Source organism: Bacillus sp. KS1 (assembly GCF_020075515.1).
Classification (GTDB): domain Bacteria; phylum Bacillota; class Bacilli; order Bacillales; family Bacillaceae; genus Bacillus; species Bacillus velezensis.
The window spans coordinates 804,411-825,991 of record NZ_JACAWW010000004.1; the positions used below are offsets into that span (position 1 = coordinate 804,411).

The 21,581-nt window shown below is 48.0% G+C and carries 16 protein-coding genes and 1 pseudogene; 8 read left to right on the top strand and 9 right to left on the bottom strand.

All coding sequences use genetic code 11. The features are described from left to right. Nucleotides 1-43 precede the first annotated feature (43 nt). A pseudogene (locus HWY38_RS04450) lies at nucleotides 44-136 on the bottom strand (CAT RNA binding domain-containing protein); the annotation flags it as partial. Between the two features lie 154 nt (nucleotides 137-290). On the opposite strand from HWY38_RS04450, the gene HWY38_RS04455 reads away from it, so the two are divergent. Beyond that, on the top strand, nucleotides 291-1,541 hold the full coding sequence (locus HWY38_RS04455; RefSeq protein WP_224181340.1) for an MFS transporter: 1,251 nt from the start codon (nucleotides 291-293) through the stop codon (nucleotides 1,539-1,541). A 30-nt stretch (nucleotides 1,542-1,571) separates the two neighbouring features. Here the strand turns inward: HWY38_RS04455 and HWY38_RS04460 are convergent, their stop codons facing one another. From HWY38_RS04460 to HWY38_RS04475, 4 genes are all read right to left on the bottom strand, one after another. Beyond that, nucleotides 1,572-3,011 carry a DEAD/DEAH box helicase gene (locus HWY38_RS04460; protein WP_224181341.1) on the bottom strand — a complete coding sequence of 480 codons (1,440 nt, stop codon included), beginning with the start codon at nucleotides 3,009-3,011 and terminating at the stop codon, nucleotides 1,572-1,574. Between the two features lie 245 nt (nucleotides 3,012-3,256). Then, nucleotides 3,257-4,321: a polysaccharide lyase family 1 protein gene (locus HWY38_RS04465; protein ID WP_224181342.1), complete on the bottom strand. Its 1,065-nt coding sequence runs from the start codon at nucleotides 4,319-4,321 to the stop codon at nucleotides 3,257-3,259. 142 nt (nucleotides 4,322-4,463) lie between these two features. After that, nucleotides 4,464-5,375 (bottom strand): DMT family transporter, encoded by a 912-nt coding sequence (locus tag HWY38_RS04470; protein ID WP_224181343.1) that lies wholly within the window; start codon nucleotides 5,373-5,375, stop codon nucleotides 4,464-4,466. 147 nt (nucleotides 5,376-5,522) lie between these two features. Then, a complete protein-coding gene (locus tag HWY38_RS04475) occupies nucleotides 5,523-5,969 on the bottom strand; it encodes a universal stress protein (protein ID WP_007614788.1) in 447 nt (148 codons plus the stop codon). Between the two features lie 251 nt (nucleotides 5,970-6,220). Here HWY38_RS04475 and HWY38_RS04480 point away from each other — a divergent pair, with 251 nt between their 5' ends. Further along, nucleotides 6,221-9,352: a DUF3427 domain-containing protein gene (locus tag HWY38_RS04480; RefSeq protein WP_224181420.1), complete on the top strand. Its 3,132-nt coding sequence runs from the start codon at nucleotides 6,221-6,223 to the stop codon at nucleotides 9,350-9,352. Here HWY38_RS04480 and HWY38_RS04485 read toward each other — a convergent pair. Together HWY38_RS04485 and HWY38_RS04490 are read right to left on the bottom strand one after the other, a co-directional pair. Further along, nucleotides 9,341-9,730, bottom strand: a complete 390-nt coding sequence (locus tag HWY38_RS04485; RefSeq protein ID WP_224181344.1) for a (deoxy)nucleoside triphosphate pyrophosphohydrolase — start codon at nucleotides 9,728-9,730, stop codon at nucleotides 9,341-9,343. The genes HWY38_RS04480 and HWY38_RS04485 overlap by 12 nt on opposite strands. Before the next feature lie 184 nt (nucleotides 9,731-9,914). Further along, entirely contained in the window at nucleotides 9,915-11,321 is a 1,407-nt protein-coding gene (locus HWY38_RS04490) for a glycoside hydrolase family 43 protein (protein WP_224181345.1), read from the bottom strand. Nucleotides 11,322-11,562: 241 nt separating this feature from the next. On the opposite strand from HWY38_RS04490, the gene hutP reads away from it, so the two are divergent. The 6 genes from hutP (at nucleotide 11,563) to HWY38_RS04520 (ending at nucleotide 19,020) form a co-directional block, all read left to right on the top strand. Next, a complete protein-coding gene (gene hutP / locus HWY38_RS04495) occupies nucleotides 11,563-12,009 on the top strand; it encodes a hut operon transcriptional regulator HutP (RefSeq protein WP_004393292.1) in 447 nt (148 codons plus the stop codon). 112 nt (nucleotides 12,010-12,121) lie between these two features. After that, nucleotides 12,122-13,660 carry a histidine ammonia-lyase gene (gene hutH / locus HWY38_RS04500; RefSeq protein ID WP_224181421.1) on the top strand — a complete coding sequence of 513 codons (1,539 nt, stop codon included), beginning with the start codon at nucleotides 12,122-12,124 and terminating at the stop codon, nucleotides 13,658-13,660. After that, entirely contained in the window at nucleotides 13,657-15,321 is a 1,665-nt protein-coding gene (gene hutU, locus HWY38_RS04505; RefSeq protein WP_224181346.1) for a urocanate hydratase, read from the top strand. The genes hutH and hutU overlap by 4 nt, the downstream gene beginning before the upstream one ends. Nucleotide 15,322: 1 nt before the next feature. Beyond that, entirely contained in the window at nucleotides 15,323-16,588 is a 1,266-nt protein-coding gene (gene hutI, locus HWY38_RS04510) for an imidazolonepropionase (protein WP_224181347.1), read from the top strand. After that, on the top strand, nucleotides 16,581-17,531 hold the full coding sequence (hutG, locus tag HWY38_RS04515) for a formimidoylglutamase (protein ID WP_224181348.1): 951 nt from the start codon (nucleotides 16,581-16,583) through the stop codon (nucleotides 17,529-17,531). The genes hutI and hutG overlap by 8 nt, the downstream gene beginning before the upstream one ends. 70 nt (nucleotides 17,532-17,601) lie before the next feature. Then, nucleotides 17,602-19,020: an amino acid permease gene (locus tag HWY38_RS04520; RefSeq protein ID WP_038464440.1), complete on the top strand. Its 1,419-nt coding sequence runs from the start codon at nucleotides 17,602-17,604 to the stop codon at nucleotides 19,018-19,020. A 39-nt stretch (nucleotides 19,021-19,059) separates the two neighbouring features. On the opposite strand, the gene HWY38_RS04525 is transcribed toward HWY38_RS04520, so the two are convergent. Continuing rightward, nucleotides 19,060-20,361: a pyrimidine-nucleoside phosphorylase gene (locus HWY38_RS04525; protein ID WP_007614811.1), complete on the bottom strand. Its 1,302-nt coding sequence runs from the start codon at nucleotides 20,359-20,361 to the stop codon at nucleotides 19,060-19,062. A 27-nt stretch (nucleotides 20,362-20,388) separates the two neighbouring features. Next, complete coding sequence (locus HWY38_RS04530) at nucleotides 20,389-21,570, bottom strand: NupC/NupG family nucleoside CNT transporter (RefSeq protein WP_004393280.1); 1,182 nt, start codon at nucleotides 21,568-21,570, stop codon at nucleotides 20,389-20,391. Between the last annotated feature and the right edge of the window lie 11 nt (nucleotides 21,571-21,581).

Genomic DNA, 21,581 nt, shown 5'->3' on the forward strand with positions numbered 1-21,581 from the left:
AAGTCATATGTGAATGTAAGACAAAATAAATACAAGGGAACTAAAATGGAATGCCCCGGCCCATGATGACCAATTCCTGATTGCCTTCTTTGAGCACACTGACAACATTATTATTAATGACTTTCGCAATCTTCAATTCTGTCTCCCTCCCGCCTGACCATTTACCTGCTACACCTTTGAACTAGTTCAATATCTCCAGGTCAATCAGAAAACGCCGTTCAGAAATCTTTGTCCAACGATGCGATGAGGCGCATATAATGCAGAGAACCGGTTTTTGGGAAGGAGCGTGTGTGATGAAACGGTTTTCGAAAGAAGAAAGCAGCTGGATGCTGTATGATTGGGCCAATTCAGCTTATTCGGTCATTATTATGACGGCTGTTTTCCCCTTGTTTTTTAAAGCCGCGGCGGCGGAAAACGGTGTCAGCGCGGCTGATTCTACCGCTTATTTGGGCTATACGATTGCCGCCGCGACTTTTATTTTGGCGATGCTCGGCCCCATCTTAGGAACGATTGCCGACTACAAAGGATGCAAGAAACGGTTTTTTGCCTTCTTTCTTCTGATCGGTGTGGCGGGCACAGCCGCGCTGGCTTTGATTCCCGGCGAATCTTGGATGCTGTTATTAATTTGTTATACGATTTCCACGATCGGCTTTGCCGGGTCTAATGTGTTTTATGATGCGTTTCTCGTTGATGTGGCCGCAAAGGAGCGGATGAATATGGTGTCCGCCAGGGGATTTGGACTGGGCTATATCGGCAGCACGATCCCTTTTCTCCTCAGCATTGCCGTCATTCTTTCAGCACAAGCGGAGGTGATTCCGCTGTCCGCCCAGGCTGCCGGCCGCATTGCCTTTTTGATTACGGCGGCTTGGTGGGGGCTGTTTTCGATCCCGCTCCTTCTCCGCGTCCGCCAGCGCTATTATATCGAGAGGGAGCCGCGGCTTGTACTCAGCAGTTTTATACGGCTGGCCGGCACGCTGAAGCAGATCAGGAAGCACCGGGCACTGTTTTTGTTTCTGCTCGCCTATTTCTTCTACATCGACGGGGTCGGCACTATCATTACGATGTCCACGTCATACGGGGCTGACCTCGGCATCAGCGCGGCCAATCTGCTGATTGTTTTATTTGTCACACAGGTCGTCGCCGCGCCTTTTTCGATTTTGTACGGACGGCTGGCCGAACGGTTTAAAGGAAAAACGATGCTTTATGCCGGAATCGGCGTGTATATGATTGTCTGCACGTATGCTTATTTTATGGATTCCGCTTTTGATTTCTGGGTTTTGGCTATGCTTGTCGCCACTTCCCAAGGAGGTATTCAGGCGCTGAGCCGCTCTTACTTTGCCAAGCTTGTCCCCAAACAGAACGCCAATGAGTTTTTCGGCTTTTATAATATCTTCGGCAAGTTCGCTTCGATTATCGGCCCTCTTTTGATTGCCGTGACCGCCCAGCTGACCGGAAATTCGTCAGCCGCCGTGTTCAGCCTGATTTTGTTATTTGTGATCGGCATTGCCATCCTTGCGTTCGTGCCTGAGGAGACGATGTAAAAAAAGCCTGCGCGCGGCAGGCTTTCTTTTTTATTTCTTGGCTTTATGGACTTTCAGTTTTTTGCCTTTGACCGTCGTATTTTTCATGATGTCAAGAACGTGCGGGCCTTTGCCGTTCAGAATCTCGACGTACGATGCGTTGTCCAGAATCGTGATAATCCCGATATCATCGGCTGAAACGCCGTCGATTTTCGCAATCGTTCCGACAAAATCGACCGCTCTGAGTTTTTTCTTTTTCCCGCCGTTAAAGTACAGCTTCATGATGTCTTTGTTTAACTGTTCGCTTTTGTCTGTTTTGACATCGGGGCGGGCGTTCAATTTTTCCGCAAAAGCCGCTTTCCGTTCCGCTGTTTCTTTCTCAGACGGCGCCTCCCGCTTTTGGATGCGGAAACCGATATATGTCTCAATATCATTCAGAAACCGCGATTCAGACGGCGTCACAAACGTAACGGCCCGTCCGCGGTGTCCGGCGCGGCCCGTTCTGCCTGTGCGGTGCACATAGCTTTCTTTTTCAAGCGGAATATCATAATTGATGACGAGGCTGATGTTTTCGATATCAATTCCTCTGGCGGCAACGTCGGTCGCAATGAGATAGCGGAACTCGCCGCGCTTGAATTCATTCATGACGTCAAAGCGGTCTTCCTGCACCATGCCGCCGTGAATTTTATCACAAGGGTAGCCCAGCCTGTCCAGCTCATCGGTTAACTGGATGACCCTTTCTTTTGTCCGGCAGAATATGATGCAGCTGTCCGGGTTTTCGGTGATCAGAACATCACGCAGCAAAGATGTTTTGTCCTGTTCTTCTGTTCTGGTGACAAAATGCTCAATGTCTTTTGTCGTCAGGCCTTCCGCTGTTACTTCAATCAATTCAGGGTCTTTCATATATGTGCGGCTCAACTTCTCGACGTCATCCGGCAGCGTCGCTGAAAACAGCATGGTGACTCTGTTTTTCGGCAGATGCTGAATGATGGCTTCCACCTGTTCAATAAATCCCATATTCAGCATTTCATCCGCTTCGTCAATCACCACATACGCCAGCCGCTCAAGCGGCAGCGTCCCTTTCTCTATATGATCAAGCACACGCCCCGGCGTTCCGGCAACGACGTGGCTTTTTTGCTTCAGTTCGGTTTTCTGTTTGTCAAAAGAAGCTTTTCCGAAAACCGCTGTGGCTTTTATCCGTTTGAAACGGCCGATATTCGTGATATCTTCTTTAATCTGTGCCGCAAGCTCGCGGGTCGGCGTTAAAATCAGCGCCTGCGGTTTGTTTTCCTCCCATTCCGCAAGCTCACAGATCGGAATGCCGAAAGCCGCGGTTTTGCCGCTGCCCGTCTGTGATTTGACGACGAGGTCTTTTTTTTGCAGCGCGGCGGGGATGACGCGCCGCTGCACTTCAGTCGGCTCGGTGTATTGCAAGCCATTCAGCGCCCGTCGGATCTCGGGGCTGATCGCATATTCATTAAACTCATTCATGACTAAACTCCTTCTCTGTCCGGCTCCCCTCATTATACGCGAAATGCCGCCGCTTTACCCTGACGTTTTGCCGGGCCATTCGGGGGAGTGCTTTTTCACTTGTTCTTTTTTAAAATTTCACAGATACCCCACTTGTAATACAAATCCATAATACAAGTAGACATTAAAGGTTATTTTAGATATAAATGGAAATTCTAACCTTTTATTCATATGAAAAAACCGCCGGCTGCCGGCGGTTTTTCGTATTATGGATAGCGAAGATTTGTATTTTGCGCTCCTGCATAGGATTGGGCGAAGTTTTTGGCGTCCTGGGCTGAAAGCGTGCCGTAGCTGTAATTTGATCTCGGATTCCAGCCGGTGCGCGGTGATTTCGGGGCTTTGAGCGACGGGAATGAACCGATGTCGGTGAATTGGGCCGTCCCGTAGTCGTCTATCATTCCGCCTTTTTCATTTCCGTTACCGAAATAGTTGGCTTCTGAGAAGACAGTCGCGTTTGTATGAATGGTGAATCCTAAATTGAAATTGGTCACATAGTTGTTTTTCGCGTGAAAATAGCCGTATCTCATCAGGCCCGGTGAACGCACATAGACTTTATTAAAATAGTTGTTGGTGATCGTCATATGCGGATAGCCGATATAATTGCGTCCTTCGTTATCATCATTCGGATAACCGAGAATCAGGCCGTACAGATGGTCTGTGAATTTAGAGTTAGACAGCGTCACAAAATCCGCTTTGGCGCCGACATACAGAAGCTTTCCCAAATCACTGTGGCTGTTCGGATTGTAGCTGTGTCCTTCAAACCACACGTGGTCAATCCAGTAATTCTGTCCGTTCGCTATGTACATCGGAATGTCGTTGTTGCCCGTAATGGCGGCACTATGGCTGATAATGAGATTTTTGAAAATCACATTGTTTGAGCCGGAGCCGGTGGTCAGATAGATGTTGGTCAGCCTGTGGCTGGTATAAGAGCCGACGATGGTTTTATTGGCGCCGACTGTCACAACGGCTTTACCCGGGGAGGAAATATCACTTGTGATGACGATGGTTTTGCGGTCCGTTCCGCCCGCATTGTTTTTCAGATCATTAAGATTGCTGACGTAGACGACGGGGCCGCCCTGGCCTCCCGATACGGCGGATTTTGCTTTTCCGTTATGATCCTTCGCATTTCCCGCGAATCCGGTAAGTCCCTGCATCACATCCGGATAAGCTGCTGCCGCTTCTGCCTGTTTTGATACGGAACATACGATGGCCAGACAAAGCGCAAAGCCGAGTGCACCCAAGAAAGCGAGATGACGTGATTTCTTTATCATACCCTTCACTCCTTTAATTTCTTAAATTGTAAACACAAGAAGTATTATACAATTACTATCCTCTTTTTCCATGATCTGTTTGTCTGCTTTTCCGTTATGGCTGAAAAGCCCCAAAACAAAAAAAAGCAGCCGATACGGCCGCCTATACACGGGTGCTGTCTGCCTGAGTTTCCGCCGGCACAGCTTTTTGCTTTCGAATCAGGGACAGCGCCATTCCCGCAAAAATCAATACAATCCCCAAAGATTGATAAAGGTCGGGGCGAAATCCCGTAAATACGGTGTCAAGCACAATCGCCACCGCCGGATCAAGAAATACGATGATTGAAATAAACCGGGTGGATAAAAACCGCAAGCTGTCAAAAAAGAGCAAATACACAATTCCCGTATGAATGATACCGGTTGACACAATCATGATCCAGTTCACATGCGACAAATCAGAAAAAGCGCCGAAACGGACGAACGGAAGAAGAATGATAACGCCCAATCCGGTCTGCAAACAGGTGACGGCGTATGGGCTGAGACTGTTGATGCCTTTCCCGGCCAGTGTCGTAAAGGCGTAAAAAAGGGCGGCCAGCACGGCCCAAATAATACCCGATCCCATCAGCTGAGAAAATGATGTACTTCCGTTGATGCCGGAAATCAGGGCGGTGCCCAGAAAACAAATCACAATGGAAGTGACAGACACAATATGCAGTTTCTCCCGATATATAAGGCTCCCTAGAAGAAGGACGAGAACGGGAGCCAGATGATAAACGGAAATCGCTATCGTCACTGATGTCTCCTCAAATGATTCAAATAAAAACACCCAGTTCAGCACGAGAAAAAATCCGCAGGCCAGTGTCTGCAGCACCTCACGCCGGTTCCATTGTTCGGTGCGGTACCGTCCGGAACCAAACCAGCAAACGCCCAGAAACAATGAGGCGCACAGACATCTCACAAAGACCAGTTCAATTGAAGGCACATTCGTATGTTCCGAGAAAAAGCCGATTGATCCGAAAATGACCATGGAAATGACCATTTTGATGACGGCATTTGATGTTTGTTCAGCTTGCATTGATTTGCTTCCTCCATATCATTGACTGTTTATTCAGACAAATACTAACAGCCATTTTACTTGATTCAGAGGAAGATTTCATCCTATTTTTCGAAAGACGGCGGTCTTTTCTCATTAAAAAAACCCCGCATCAGCAGGGCCTTCTGTTTAATGAACGATCAGTACAGGACAAGGAGACAATTGTGAGACCTTATGGCTCACGCTTCCGAGCATCATTTCTTTAAATCCGCTGATTCCGCGGCTTCCGACGACAATCAGATTGAAATGCTGTTCTTTCGCTATGTTTAAAATTTGATGCGCAGGTTCGCCTTGGACGTACAGGCTTTCCGCGTTTACCCCGCTTTCAGCCGCTTTCTGCTTGGCCTCTTCCAGAATGGCCGCTCCTTTTTGCTCGACTTCATGTTTAATGTCTTCAATGAAGTTTTCCGGAACATAGACAATCCCTGTTAAGGCTGATGTGGAGACAACGGCTTCACGTCCCGCATAGAGAATGGTGAGTTCAGCCTCCTGTTCTTTCGCCAGATGGATCGCTGCGTCCAAAGCTTTGCCGCTCATGTCTGAACCGTCTACTGCTGCAAGAATTTTTTTAAACATATGAATCCCGCCTTTCTGCTTTTATTGTCCTCCTCTCTTTGCTGAATGTCAATTTTGCCGGCTTGCTTTGGAACATTGCGCTTACAGACTTTCTCCGTTTGTGGCGATGACGTCTTTATACCAAACCAAACTACCTCAGCTTTATTTTTTAAGCGCTTAATAAATAGGACTTTATTCTCTTCTTTTTTAGCATTACCTATTGGTAAGAGTAGTGATAAAATGGAATTATTGATATAAAAAAGGAGATTATGATGAGAAATCATAGAGGCTTCCATGAGGAAATTCAGCAACAACAAAAACTTTATCCAACATCACATCGCATTCAACCGGTCAGCCCAAAAGAATATGCAGAGGTTTTGACTTTACATACGGCAAAACAACTGAGCGAGACATTTCAAACACTTGTGGATCAAGATCAATATGAACAAGCGATTCAGCTGAGCGAGAAGGTTGCCTCTCAGCTTGGAAAACATACGAATTTTTCATTACCACTTTCCACAGTGCTTTATAGTTTAAACGAAATGGAACTTCCTATTTCAGAGGAATTTTCTCTACATCGTCTGAAACTGCTAGGAAATCATCAAACTCATGATAACTTTTTCAAAGCATTAAAACACGAGATGTTAACGGCGGATCGGGTAGACTTTATGGTTAGTTTTACAAGGTGGTCTGGTGTTCAACTTTTGATCCCTCCGCTTCAGGAGCTTGCGAAAAGACATGTCCCTGTACGCATCATTACATCTACCTATATGGGTATTACAGAACCGAAGGCGTTAAGACATCTTCTTCAATTTGAAAATGTTGAGTTGAGAATTGTAAATGAATATAAAAAATCTTTCCATACGAAAGCATACTTATTTGAACGCTGTTCTGGACAGCATAGTGTCATTGTAGGATCTTCAAATCTATCACAAGCTGCACTTACGACCGGGTATGAGTTAAATGTTAGACTGCCCGAAACCAGATATCTTCCTGTTTATCAACAAACAAAAGATTTGTTTGACACTGTTTGGAATGAAAAGACACAGCCTGTTGACGAACAATTTTTACAAGCCTATGAGGAATTCCAAGCAGGAAGCCAAAAGGTAAGTGCTTCTTTTGCTGCTCAAAACTCTCTTTACAAAACGAAAATGTCCCCGAATTCTATGCAAAAAGAAGCGTTGCAAAAGCTTAAAAAAACAAGAAATGAAGGGGAAACAAAAGCAGTCATCATCGCCGCCACTGGAACCGGAAAAACATTTTTAGCAGCATTTGATTTTGAGCAATTTAAACCAAATAAATATCTTTTTCTTGCTCACCGGGAAGAGTTACTTTCAAAAGCAATCGAAACATTCCAGAAAGTCACCAATAATCATGAAGATTTTGGTTTATTGACTGGAACCAAAAAAGAAAGAGATAAACGTTTTCTATTTAGCACAGTACAAACGTTACATAAAAAAGAAACATTGGAATCCTTTTCAACAGATGAATTTGACTACATTGTGATTGATGAATTCCATCATGCAGAAGCATCTACCTATCAAGCTATATTAAACTACTTTACACCAAAGTTTTTATTAGGGTTAACTGCCACTCCAGAGCGCCTTGACGGTAAAGACGTCCTTCAGATTTGTGATCATAATGTTGTTTACGAAATTAGACTCCGCGATGCTCTAAAGGCAGAGCTACTTGCACCATTTCACTATTTTGGAATTTCAGATCATACTGTAGATTACGAAAAAGTAAAAGTGAAAAATGGAATGTACGAAGAGAAATCGCTAGTAGATCATTTAAAAACTCATAAACGAGTAGAATATATCATTAAGATGATCAACATGTATGGATTCCACGGCGAGAAAATGGTTGGCTTAGGTTTCTGTACAAACGTCGAACACGCAATATACATGAGTGATGAATTTAACAAATTGGGATTTTATACAACTTACTTAACAGGAAATGATTCTCCTGCAAAAAGACAAGAGGTCATTCGTCAACTAGAGGACCCTCACCACAGTTTAGAAATTATATTTACAGTAGATATTTTCAACGAAGGAATAGATATTCCAAAGCTCAATCTACTATTGTTTCTTAGACCAACAGAATCACCAACGATTTTCATTCAGCAATTAGGACGGGGACTTAGAAAAACTGACGACAAAGAGTTTGTAACGATACTGGATTTTATCGGAAACTATCAAAAGTCATTCGTTATTCCACTCGCACTATCTGGACAAACAAGCCAAAAATCGTTTGATAAAGATTCCCTCCGAGTGGCCGTTACGCATGAATTTGCGGATTTACCTGGAGGATCATATGTTGACCTTTCAGCCGTAACAAAAAAAGAAATTTTGAATAAGATCGATCATATTAAACTAAATTCAGATGCCATGCTGAAAACGTTATACAAGCAATTTAAACAAGATCTAGGACGCTCTCCAGAATTAATTGATTTTCTATACTCTGAACAGGCACCTGGGCTTACTTTTTTTATAAAGAAATACAAATCGTGGGTACAGACCAAAAAGAAAATGGACGATTTGAATGTTACAGATGAAGGAATTCTCAATAACCCCTTGGTTGTAGGGATAGTAGCAAAATTAGAACAGCAATTACCTATTAAATGGCCTTATGAATGGTTAATTTTACAGAGCGGTTTTCACAAAAATATCATCACAATAGAAGATGTAAAAGAATCGTTAGAAAAACAGTTTCATATTCAAATCACAACAGATACACATGATGACCTCATTCAGCGAGCAATGGAGCGTTTAACGAAATCAGATCAAAAACAGAATTGGCGCTTTGGTACATTACAAGGTGATACATTCAAGTTAGATCCAGAAGTGAGCGAGATATTAAACGATCCATTATTCGGACCGTATATTAAGGAGCGCGTCCACTATGGACTGATTGAATTTAGACGTATGAACAATATAGAAGCCCTTGCTTCAAAAGAGATTAAGCTAACATTGTATCAGACCTATACAAGAAATGAGCTCATTTATCTTTTTCAGTCAACTGATCAGGAAGGGACTTGGCGAGAGGGTGTACGTAGAGTTAAAAATCACTATTTAATCTTTATCAATTTGAATAAGTCAGAAAAAGTAGAAGATCATTTGCTATATAAAGATTATTTTATTGATCCTAGCCATTTTCACTGGCAAAGTCAAAACCAAACCTCACATGCTTCAAGCGTAGGGCAAAACTTTATTCACCATAAGGAAAAAGGATACCATATTCATTTATTTGTGAGGAAATTCACCGAAATGCACAACATCACTTTACCATTTATTTATGTAGGAGAAGCGGATTACGTATCAAGCCACGGAGACAAGCCAATGAATGTCAAATGGAAGCTCCATCAGCCTGTCCCAGAAAACTTGTATGTGGATTTAACGAATTAAGGCAGATACGGTCGGAAGATCAGCGGGTGCCCACTCTAGTGATTCTAGCTCACGTATAGGCACCCATCTGAATTCCGCATGCTCTTTTGCTACCGGCTTCCCTGATACAATCTTCGCTTTTATTGAAATTAAATTGACGATGACCTTCTCATATTCATGATGAATATCGGCTATCACATCGTCCGCAACGATTTTACAATCAAGTTCCTCTTCAATTTCTCTTACAAGTGCTTCCCGAGCATTCTCTCCTTCTTCAAGCTTTCCACCAGGAAACTCCCACAGATTAGGAAGAGACATTGTTGGAGAACGTAGAGCACATAGAATTTCATTGTTTTCATTTTGTATAACTGCGGCGGCTACTTTTATTGTTTTTTTCAAAATTAAACTTCCTTTCGTTTTTTCATAGGTATGTATTCAAATTTTTGTTTTCAATTTTATACTATTCACTACAAATGATAGAGGTTGAGTCCATCATAATTCAATTAGTTTATTAAAAGCAATAGAAGGTCATTCTCCTAATTAGCAAGAAAAAAGCACCCTCCAAACTGGAGTAGGTGCTTTTTCACTCCACTCCCCAAACAGCCTCCCCATCACCGCTCAGCACACTAAACGTCACAACTTCTTTCTCTCTCGCTGAGTCCCATTCTTTCAGGAAGACACCGTCATAATTTGTGCCGTTCAGGTTGATTCGGGCTTTGCTGCTGTCCGTTATTGTCCAGGTTCCGGTCATTTCCCCGGAAATGATGCCGTCGTTGTTAAGCCGGATGTTTTTTGGGGTTTTAATCGTAGCTGTGATGTCTTTTCCGTGCTGGATGAGTTTGTAGGTTCCGGATGCAGCGGCCGCCGATATGTGTGAATCCGGTTCTCCCGCATAGCGGTATGGCGCTGCAACGGGCCATCCGTCTTTGTTCATGTACAGCCGATGCACTCTGACTTCGTGCTCTTCGCCTCTGTTCGGGAAACGGGTGTGGAAAATGAGGTATGATCGTTTCGTTTTCCCGTCGTAAAACACGGAGTTGTGTCCCGGTGATATGTAGCCTGTGCCTTTTTCAGATTGTGAGGCGAAGCTGTAGCCGCCCATGAGTTTGACCCCGTACGGTTCAATTGCTTTGTCGTCGAAGAAGCTGCCGTCTTTTCCTTTGGCATCAAGCATGTTATGGCCTGCGGCGTCATAGTACGGACCGTCCGGATTTTTAGAGCGCGCCACACGCATATGATAACCGCCGGCTGTGTCAAGTCCGCCGAATGACAGATACAGATAGTAATATTTCGTTTCCGGATTGTAGCTGATGTACGGGCCTTCGATTCTGCTGTGATTTCCGCCGAGCAGTTTTTTTCCGTAGCCTTGGTTCGGGAGCGGGAAACCGGTTTTCGGATTCATTTCCAGTATAAAAATCCCTCCGGAGTAAGAGCCGTACACCATCCAGAGCTTGCCTTTATGGTCAAAAAACGTTTGCGGATCTACGACGTTCGGATGAACGTTTGCATGATACGTCGTGCCGTCTTTGCTTTTTCCTTCCATGCCCGATTTCAAAAAGATGCCTTTGTTTTTGTAGGGCCCTGCAATTTTGTCACTCACGGCGACACCGAGAGCGGACCTCGGCGAGTCTCCTTTACAGGCGTTATAGTACATGTAATATTTCCCGTCAGACAGCTTGGCGACGTCCGGCGCCCACAGCGTATCAGACTGGGCCCAGTCGAATGTCTCTTTTAATTCGGTGTAGACGTTCGGAATCAGGGGATTATTGGGATTGACGCTTGAAGATATCTGCTGCCACTGCATCAGGTTTTTCGACTTGGCGGAAGCCAAATGCGAGCCGAATACATAATATGTATCGCCTGTTTTGATGACGGACGGATCATGCACGCTGACCTCTGAAAAAACCGGATGCTGGGCTTTTGCCTGCGGCAGAGTGAACCCGATGACCGCTGCTGAGACCAGGCACACACGAAAGAAACTGGTTTTCATTTTCTGAAATCGCCTCGCTCTCTTCTTTTCTTAAAACGCTTTCAAGACAACGCTCCATTTTATGATGCGGATGGCGAAAATATGTGATCAACAGCGCCGGCTTCACGATGTACCGCTTTACTTCGATAGCAATCTGATTTGTGAAAGACTGGAAAAAAAGTTTTGACTTCTGATTCGCAAACACTTAATATAAAAAACAGTTACTAGTTATCAGAATATTTAAGAATTGAGTGAAGCATATATGACCTTACACAAAGACCGCCGCATCGGGCGATTGTCCGTCCTTCTTCTGCTTCATGAGACTGAAGAAAACCAGCAGATCAGCCGGCTGGAACGGGACGGCTGGAAAGTCTGTCTCGGCAGGGTGGGTTCAATGGATGCGCATAAGGTGGTAGCCGCAATTGAAACCGCTTCCAAAAAGAGCGGCGTCATTCAATCTGAGGGTTATCGCGAATCACATGCGCTGTATCATGCCACAATGGAAGCTTTGCACGGAGTGACGCGGGGCGAAATGCTGCTTGGCTCGCTGCTTCGTACCGTGGGCCTGAAGTTTGCCGTCTTGCGGGGAAATCCGTATGAAAGCGAGGCGGAAGGCGATTGGATCGCCGTTTCACTTTACGGCACGATCGGGGCTCCGATTAAGGGGCTTGAGCACGAAACATTCGGGGTCGGAATTAATCACATATGAATCAGCCCATAGATTTCAGATGATAGGGGGCTATGCGTGAAATATCATTTTCATGGCATAGCTCCTTTTTGTATGGGCGCTTTACCAAAGTAAAGGAAAAGGGGTTGAAATGATGGTGACGTTAGACGGTTCCTCACTGACAACCGCAGATGCCCAACGTGTGCTGTTTGATTTTGAAGAGGTTCAGGCATCTGCCGAAAGCATGGAACGTGTGAAAAAAAGCAGGGCGGCGGTTGAACGGATCGTTCAGGAAGAGAAGACCATTTACGGGATTACGACGGGATTCGGCAAGTTCAGCGATGTGCTGATTCAAAAAGAAGACGCCGCGGATCTGCAGCTGAATCTGATTCTTTCTCACGCGTGCGGCGTCGGTGATCCGTTTCCGGAGTCTGTATCGCGGGCCATGCTGCTTTTGCGAGCCAATGCCTTGCTGAAAGGCTTTTCCGGCGTGCGGACTGAGCTGATTGATCAACTGCTCGCGTATCTCAATCATCGCATTCACCCGGTCATCCCGCAGCAAGGGTCACTGGGGGCGAGCGGAGATTTGGCGCCGCTTTCTCATCTCGCACTGGCGCTTATCGGGCAAGGCGAAGTCTTTTACGAAGGGGCCCGGATGCCGACAGCCCATGCTTTAGAAAAGACAAACCTTCAGCCGTCCGTCCTGACCTCTAAGGAAGGGCTCGCGCTGATTAACGGAACGCAGGCCATGACCGCGATGGGGCTGATCGCTTACCTCGAAGCCGAAAAGCTGGCCTATCAGTCGGAACGGATCGCGAGCTTAACGATCGAAGGCCTTCAGGGCATTATCGATGCGTTTGACGAGGACATTCATGCCGCCCGCGGTTATCAGGAACAGATGGATGTCGCAGAGCGAATCCGCTATTACTTGTCAGACAGCAAACTGACGACCGTCCAAGGGGAGCTGCGTGTCCAGGACGCCTATTCGATCCGCTGTATTCCTCAAGTCCACGGCGCATCATGGCAGACATTAGCGTATGTAAAAGAAAAACTAGAAATTGAGATGAATGCCGCGACAGATAACCCGCTCATTTTCGAAGACGGCGCCAAAATCATCTCAGGCGGAAACTTTCACGGACAGCCGATCGCCTTTGCCATGGATTTTCTCAAAGTGGCGGCGGCCGAGCTTGCGAATATTTCTGAACGCCGGATCGAACGGCTTGTGAATCCGCAGCTGAATGACCTGCCGCCCTTTCTGAGCCCTCAGCCCGGCTTACAATCCGGCGCGATGATCATGCAATATGCGGCGGCCTCCCTCGTGTCAGAAAATAAAACCCTGGCCCATCCCGCCAGTGTCGATTCCATTCCTTCATCGGCAAACCAGGAGGATCACGTCAGCATGGGAACCATCGCCTCAAGACACGCCTACCAGATCATTGCGAATACGAGACGGGTGCTTGCCGTTGAAGCCATTTGCGCGCTGCAGGCCGTGGAATACCGGGGTGCGGAACATTGCGCCCCGTACACAAAACAGCTCTATCACGAAATGAGAAACATCGTGCCGTCCATACAAGAAGACCGCGTGTTTTCTTATGACATCGAGCATCTGAGTGACTGGCTGAAGAAGGAGTCTTTTCTGCCGAATGAACATCACCAAAAACTGATGACCAAAGAAGGGGGAATGACAAGATGACTGATGTAAAGAAATCAATCCGCGCCGGCCGCGGCACCGAAATTGAATGCTTAGGATGGGAGCAGGAAGCCGTGCTCCGCATGCTTCGAAACAACCTTGACCCGGAGGTTGCCGAAAAGCCGGAGGATCTGATCGTATACGGCGGCATAGGCAAGGCCGCGCGAAACTGGGATGCTTTTCACGCGATTGAGCGTTCCCTCAAAACGTTAAAAGATGATGAAACACTGCTGATCCAATCCGGAAAACCGGTCGGACTGTTCCGCACGCACAGCCGCGCGCCCCGCGTCCTGCTGGCTAATTCGGTTCTCGTGCCGAAATGGGCGGATTGGGAGCATTTCCATGACCTTGAGAAAAAAGGGCTGATGATGTACGGGCAGATGACGGCCGGCAGCTGGATTTATATCGGCTCACAAGGCATTTTGCAAGGCACCTATGAAACCTTTGCGGAGCTTGCGAGACAGCATTTCGGCGGCAGTCTGAAAGGAACCCTTACGCTGACGGCCGGTCTTGGCGGAATGGGAGGCGCCCAGCCGCTGTCCGTCACGATGAACGATGGCGTCGTCATCGCCGTTGAAGCGGATGAAACACGGATTGATAAACGGATGGAAACAAACTATTGCGACCGTAAAACCGCATCAATTGACGAAGCGCTGCGCTGGGCCGAAGCAGCCAGACAAGCCGGAGAACCTTTATCGATCGGTCTTCTCGGCAATGCGGCTGAGGTGCATCATGAGCTTTTGAACCGCGGCGTCCATATTGACATCGTGACCGATCAGACTTCCGCTCACGACCCGCTGATCGGCTATATTCCGGCAGGATACTCACTTGAAGAGGCCGGGCGTCTGCGCCGGGACCAGCCCGATTTATACGTAAGGCTATCCAAGCAAAGTATGAAAAAGCATGTGGAAGCCATGCTTGCCTTCAAGAAAAAAGGGGCTATCGTCTTTGATTACGGCAACAATATCCGTCAAGTTGCCAAAGATGAGGGTCTCGCCGATGCTTTTGATTTTCCGGGATTCGTTCCCGCCTACATCCGGCCTTTATTTTGTGAAGGAAAAGGGCCGTTCCGCTGGGCTGCGCTATCCGGCGATCCTGAAGATATATACCGCACGGACGCTTTATTAAAAGAGCTGTTTCCAGAAAATCAAGCCCTTCACCGCTGGATTGACATGGCACAGAAAAAAGTCACATTTCAAGGCCTGCCGTCCCGTATTTGCTGGCTCGGCTACGGTGAACGGGAAAAGATGGGACTCGCCATCAATGAATTGGTCAGAAACGGCGAGCTGAAAGCCCCGATCGTCATCGGAAGAGACCATTTAGACTGCGGATCTGTCGCCTCTCCGAATCGGGAAACAGAAGCGATGATAGACGGAAGCGACGCGGTCGGCGATTGGGCGGTGCTGAACGCGCTGATCAACACCGCCTCAGGCGCAAGCTGGGTTTCTTTTCACCACGGCGGGGGCGTCGGCATGGGATATTCCCTTCACGCGGGAATGGTCGCGGTCGCTGACGGCAGCATCCTTGCGGAACAGCGGCTTTCCCGCGTTCTGACAAGCGATCCGGGAATGGGCATCATCCGCCATGCGGACGCAGGTTATGAAAAAGCGGCTCAAGTCGCCGAGGAACAAGACATTATGATACCGATGAAAAAGGAGCGGTAACATGCCGAAACAAATAGATACCTTACTCACCAACATCGGCCAGCTGCTGACGATGGAATCCGGCGGCCCCCGATCAGGCGGAAGCATGCAGGATCTTCATGTCACGGAAGATGCCGTCATCGGCATTCACGACGGGCGCATTGTTTTTGCCGGACATCAAGGAGCAGAGGAAGGATACGAGGCACGAGACATCATCGACTGCGGGGGACGGCTCGTCACCCCCGGCCTCGTCGATCCCCATACCCATCTTGTATTCGGAGGGTCCCGGGAAAAAGAACTGAATTTAAAAATTCAGGGCATGTCCTATTTGGATATTCTGGCGCAAGGCGGCGGTATTTTGTCAACGGTCAAAGACACGAAAGCCGCCTCCGAAGAAGAACTGATTGAAAAAGGGCTTTTTCACCTCGGACGCATGCTGTCATACGGCATCACGACCGCGGAAGTAAAAAGCGGGTACGGACTCGACAAAGACACGGAGCTGAAACAGCTGACCGCAGCGAAAAAACTGGGCGGGCGCCAGCCGGTCGACCTTGTCACGACCTTTATGGGGGCACACGCCATTCCGCCTGAGTACCGGAACAGCCCTGACGAATTTCTGAATCGCATGCTGCAGCTTTTGCCTGAAATAAAAGAAAAAGGCCTCGCGCAATTTGCCGATATTTTCACAGAAACAGGCGTCTTTACCGTCAGCCAGTCACGGGACTACCTGAAAAAGGCGTCTGAAGCTGGTTTCGGCCTGAAAATCCATGCTGATGAGATTGACCCGCTCGGCGGCGCGGAATTGGCGGCAGAGCTGCATGCTGTTTCTGCCGATCATTTGGTGGGGGCGTCTGACGAAGGCATCGAAAAGCTAGCGGCGTCCGGAACGATCGCCGTCCTGCTGCCGGGCACGACTTTCTATCTCGGCAAACACACTTATGCGAGAGCCCGGGAGATGATTGATGCGGGCGTACGGGTCAGTTTGGCGACTGACTTCAACCCGGGCAGCTCACCGACGGAAAATCTCCAGCTCATCATGTCGATTGCCGCGCTTCATTTAAAAATGACCGCAGAAGAAATCTGGCACGCTGTCACCGTTAATGCCGCGTATGCGATCGGAAAAGGCGAAGAGGCCGGACAAATTAAAGCCGGACGGGCGGCTGACATTGTCATTTGGGAAGCGCCGAATTACATGTATATCCCGTATCATTACGGCGTCAATCATGTCCGCCGTGTCATCAAGAACGGAAAGACGGTCGTTTCAAGGGAGGGAGCCGCTCTTGGATAAGTATCCGTTTCTGCAAAAAGCCGGCTCCCTCTTCAACGACCGCCATGTGACAAGGGTCGGCGATGTGACGGAAGCGTGGGCGGGACAAACGATCAAAGGGCCGGCTTTGATCGGCGTTCCGCTTTCTAAGTCGTCAATCAGCCATTCCGGCGCCTGCTTTGCCCCCGGTGCGATCCGCCGGGCGCTAGGCGGGATTTCCGCATATTCCGCGGAGCTGCGGGAGCATGTCATTGACCATCTGTACGATATCGGTGATATTCAGATTCACGTCACGGATGTCGTTAAATCTCACGAACACATTTATCGGACCATTCATGACATTCTGACGGACCAGCCTGACTGGGTGCCCGTCATTCTCGGCGGCGACAACTCCATCAGTTATTCCACCATTAAAGCCATTGCGGAAACGAAAGGAACAACGGCCGTCTTTCAATTCGACGCCCACCACGACGTCCGCAACACAGAAGACGGAGGGCCGACAAACGGCACGCCATTCCGCCGTCTGTTAGATGAAAATATCATAAGCGGACAAAACCTGATTCAGCTTGGAATCAGGGAGTTCAGCAACAGCTTGGCATATGAACAATATGTAAAAGAGCGGCAGGCAGACGTGCATACAATGGAGATGATCCGGGAGAAAGGGCTCCTCCGAACGATACAAGAGGTCTTGCCGGCCGTTCAAAAAAGAGCCGACGCCATTTTTATTTCGGTTGATATGGATGTGCTGGATCAAGCTCATGCGCCCGGCTGTCCTGCGATCGGCCCCGGAGGTCTGTATACTGAGGAACTGCTTCAGGCGGTCAGGTTTTTAGCCCAGGAGGCTGACATCTCGGGTATTGAGATCGTTGAGGTTGATCCGACACTTGATTTTCGCGATATGACAAGCCGGGCAGCCGCACACGTCATTTTACATGCATTAAAGGGATTTAAATTGTCACGTTAAAGTCAAATCCGGCACGCGTGCTCTCTGCTGCCGGAAGATTCTCACGCCACGCAAAAAGGGGGAGATCACGATGGATGTTGATCAAGGCGGCAATCAACTAAAGCGCACGATGAAAAGCAGGCACTTATTTATGATTTCATTGGGAGGAGTCATCGGCACGGGGCTGTTTTTGAGCACAGGGTATACATTGAGCCAGGCCGGGCCGGGCGGGACGATCGCCGCTTACCTGATCGGCGGCTTGATGATGTATCTTGTCATGCAGTGTCTCGGAGAATTGTCAGTAGCCATGCCTGTGACCGGTTCATTTCAAACGTATGCGACAACGTTTATCGGACCGTCCACAGGTTTTATGGTCGGTATCATGTATTGGGTGAATTGGGTGGTGACGGTAGGATCGGAGTTTACAGCTTCCGGTATCCTTATGCAGCGCTGGTTTCCCCACAGCAGCGTCTGGATGTGGAGCGCGATTTTCGCGGCTCTCCTTTTTGCCGCCAATGCATTCTCCGTTAAATTGTTTGCAGAAACAGAGTTTTGGTTTTCCAGCGTCAAAATCGTTACCATCCTTTTATTTATCATCTTAGGCGGAGCCGCGATGTTCGGTTTGATTTCATTGCACGGTTCGGGTGAAGCTCCGATGCTGTCGAATTTCACCTCACACGGCGGACTGTTTCCGAACGGCTTTCTTGCGGTTTTCATCGCAATGATTTCCGTAAGCTTCGCCTTTTCAGGAACGGAGCTGATCGGAATTACCGCCGGTGAAACCGCCAATCCGGCAAAAGATATTCCGCGTTCGATCCGAAATGTCGCCTGGAGAACGGTCATCTTTTTTATCGGCGCCATTTTTGTCCTGTCCGGACTGATCTCCTGGAAGGAAGCCGGTGTGATTGAAAGTCCGTTTGTCGCGGTCTTTTCCCAAATCGGTATCCCATACGCCGCAGATATCATGAATTTCGTGATTTTAACGGCTTTGCTTTCTGTCGCCAACTCCGGACTGTATGCTTCCACCCGGATGCTGTGGTCTCTGGCGAATGAAAACATGATCAGCGCCCGGTTCAAAAAAATCACGCCGAAAGGCATTCCGCTGAATGCTCTGCTCGCCAGCATGGCCGTTTCCTGCATATCCTTGATCTCAAGCATCGCCGCCCCGGGCACGGTCTACGTGGTGCTTGTGGCAATAGCCGGATTTGCCGGCGTCGTGGTGTGGATGAGTATCGCCCTGTCTCAGCTGTTATTTCGAAAACATTATGTGAAAAACGGCGGACGCGTCTCGGATCTGACCTTCCGCACACCGTTATACCCTCTCGTTCCGATCGCCGCTGTGATCTTATGTTTCGCTTCATGCGTAGGCCTTGCATTTGATCCCAATCAAAGAATCGCCCTCTTCTGCGGAATTCCTTGTATGATCCTGTGCTATCTCATTCGTTTTTTGAGAAAGAAACAGCCGAAACAATCCGTCCGTGACATTCATTTGGATAAAACCATGCCATAAAAAAAGGCACATACTGATGAGGTATGTGCCTTTCTTCTCTTATTCCGTAATCAGCGTATGAATCAGTTTCGGCGCTTCCGCTTTTTCTGAGATGCGGATGTTGTCATAGACTTTGGCGGTCACGTCATCAACGTTTTCGCGGTTGGCGTAAAGGGTGACGAGCGGCTCGCCTTTTTCGACGTTGTCACCGACTTTTTTGCGGAGCATAATGCCGACGGCAAGGTCGATTTCGTCCTCTTTTGTCGCACGTCCCGCGCCTAACAGCATCGCTGCGACGCCGATTTCGTCGGCGACGATTTCTGAAACGACACCCGCTTCTTTCGCCGGAACGTCAATTTTGTACGCCGCCTGCGGAAGTTTGGACGGATCGTCAACGACAGAAGCGTCTCCTCCCTGATTGCTCAGGAACTCTTTGAACTTTTCAAGCGCTTTGCCGTTTTTCATGACTTCCTGAAGCTTCGTTCTCGCTTCTTCCAATGTCTCGGCTTTTTTCGCCAATACGACCATTTGGCTGCCGAGTGTGAGGACGAGTTCGTTTAAGTCTTCAGGCCCTTCCCCTCTTAACGTATCAATGGCTTCTTGTACTTCCAGAGCATTCCCGATCGCAAAACCGAGCGGCTGCGACATGTCAGAAATCACGGCCATCGTCTGGCGGCCGACGTTGTTTCCGATGCGGACCATTGCTTTGGCGAGGTTCACGGCGTCTTCATCCGTTTTCATAAACGCGCCGGCTCCCGTTTTGACGTCAAGCACGATGGCATCTGCTCCGGCTGCGATTTTTTTACTCATAATTGAGCTTGCGATCAGCGGGATGGAGTTCACCGTACCCGTTACATCACGCAGCGCATACAGCTTTTTATCGGCAGGCGTCAAATTGCCGCTTTGTCCGATGACCGCTACCTTGTCGCGGTTCACAAGCTTGATGAATTCATCTTTTGACAATTCCACGTGGAAGCCTTCGATCGCTTCCAGCTTATCAATGGTTCCCCCCGTATGGCCAAGACCGCGGCCGGACATTTTAGCAACGGGAACGCCGAGCGCCGCGACGAGCGGTGCGAGTACGAGAGTTGTCGTGTCGCCGACCCCGCCCGTAGAGTGCTTGTCGACCTTAATGCCTTCAATGGCGGAAAGATCAATCGTTTCCCCTGAATTCACCATCGCCATTGTCAGATCGGCGCGCTCCTGATCCGTCATATCCTGAAAGTAAATCGCCATAGCCAGCGCGCTTGCCTGATAATCAGGGATGCTTCCATCCGTGTATCCTTTTACGAAAAATTGAATTTCTTCTGTTGTCAGTTCTTTTCCATTTTGTTTTTTTACAATAAGATCTACCATTCTCATGATCTATCACCTGTCCTTCATTTATGTTCAGTGAATCAATCCGACGATCGCCGCTGTCAGGAAGCTGACGAGCGTTGCGCCGTACAGCAGCTTCAGCCCGAACCGCGCGACGACGTTTCCTTGTTTTTCATGCAGCCCTTTCACCGCACCGGTAATGATCCCGATAGAGGAGAAATTCGCGAATGAGACAAGGAATACAGATACCACTGCCTGTGTATGCGCACTGAAATGGAAATCGCCGGATGAGAGTGTCTGCATCGCCACAAATTCATTCGATACCATTTTCGTCGCCATAATGCTTCCGGCGCTCACCGCTTCATTCCACGGAATACCGGTTAAAAACGCAAACGGCGCGAATACATATCCGAGCAGCGCCTGGAATGTAATGCCGAAGACCGCGTTAAAAACGCCGTTGACCAGGGCAATGAGTGCAACAAATCCGATCAGCATCGCCGCTACGACGACAGCGACTCTGAATCCATCCATTATATACTCACCGAGCACTTCAAAAAAGGATTGCTTTTCTTCTTCAGGAACGACGATCAAATCCTCTTCTTTGCTGACGGTGTACGGATTGATGATAGAAGCGATGATAAATCCGCCGAATAAGTTCAGCACAAGCGCCGTCACGACGTATTCAGGCTTCAGCATCATCATGTAAGAACCGACGATCGACATTGAGACCGTCGACATTGCGGACGCGCAAAGCGTATATAAGCGCTGTTCAGTAAGATAACCGAGCTGTTTTTTCAAACTGATAAAGACTTCTGATTGCCCTAAAATCGCGGATGCGACAGCGTTGTAAGATTCGATTTTCCCCATTCCGTTCACCTTGCTTAACGCAAGACCGATATACTTCGTGATGAAGGGGAGGACCTTCCAGTGCTGCAGAATTCCGATTAAAGCGGATATAAAGACGATCGGCAGAAGCACGCTCATGAAGAACGTCGTCTGTTTCGCATTCACAAGCCCGCCGAATACAAAGTTAATCCCTTCTGATGCATATTCCAGCAAGTAGTTAAATCCTTTTGCAAAACCGCCGACAAGAAAATTCCCGATACCGGTGTTGAGGAGAATATAACCGAGAATCAGCTGCAGCACGAGCATGACGGCGATCGGCCGGATTCTGATTCTTTTTTTGCCGTTGCTGGCAAGCCAGGCAAGACCTAAAAACACAATGATTCCGATAATTCCGATGAGATACTTCATATGTGTTCTCC

Bases quoted from the DNA above. Each gene is read 5' to 3' on its own strand.
- HWY38_RS04460 (WP_224181341.1), bottom strand. From the start codon at position 3,011: ATGAATGAGTTTAATGAATATGCGATCAGCCCCGAGATCCGACGGGCG.
- HWY38_RS04525 (WP_007614811.1), bottom strand. From the start codon at position 20,361: ATGAGAATGGTAGATCTTATTGTAAAAAAACAAAATGGAAAAGAACTG.
- hutH (WP_224181421.1), top strand. From the start codon at position 12,122: ATGGTGACGTTAGACGGTTCCTCACTGACAACCGCAGATGCCCAACGT.
- HWY38_RS04530 (WP_004393280.1), bottom strand. From the start codon at position 21,570: ATGAAGTATCTCATCGGAATTATCGGAATCATTGTGTTTTTAGGTCTT.
- hutU (WP_224181346.1), top strand. From the start codon at position 13,657: ATGACTGATGTAAAGAAATCAATCCGCGCCGGCCGCGGCACCGAAATT.
- HWY38_RS04465 (WP_224181342.1), bottom strand. From the start codon at position 4,321: ATGATAAAGAAATCACGTCATCTCGCTTTCTTGGGTGCACTCGGCTTT.
- HWY38_RS04490 (WP_224181345.1), bottom strand. From the start codon at position 11,321: ATGAAAACCAGTTTCTTTCGTGTGTGCCTGGTCTCAGCAGCGGTCATC.
- hutI (WP_224181347.1), top strand. From the start codon at position 15,323: ATGCCGAAACAAATAGATACCTTACTCACCAACATCGGCCAGCTGCTG.
- HWY38_RS04475 (WP_007614788.1), bottom strand. From the start codon at position 5,969: ATGTTTAAAAAAATTCTTGCAGCAGTAGACGGTTCAGACATGAGCGGC.
- HWY38_RS04470 (WP_224181343.1), bottom strand. From the start codon at position 5,375: ATGCAAGCTGAACAAACATCAAATGCCGTCATCAAAATGGTCATTTCC.
- hutP (WP_004393292.1), top strand. From the start codon at position 11,563: ATGACCTTACACAAAGACCGCCGCATCGGGCGATTGTCCGTCCTTCTT.
- HWY38_RS04520 (WP_038464440.1), top strand. From the start codon at position 17,602: ATGGATGTTGATCAAGGCGGCAATCAACTAAAGCGCACGATGAAAAGC.
- HWY38_RS04480 (WP_224181420.1), top strand. From the start codon at position 6,221: ATGAGAAATCATAGAGGCTTCCATGAGGAAATTCAGCAACAACAAAAA.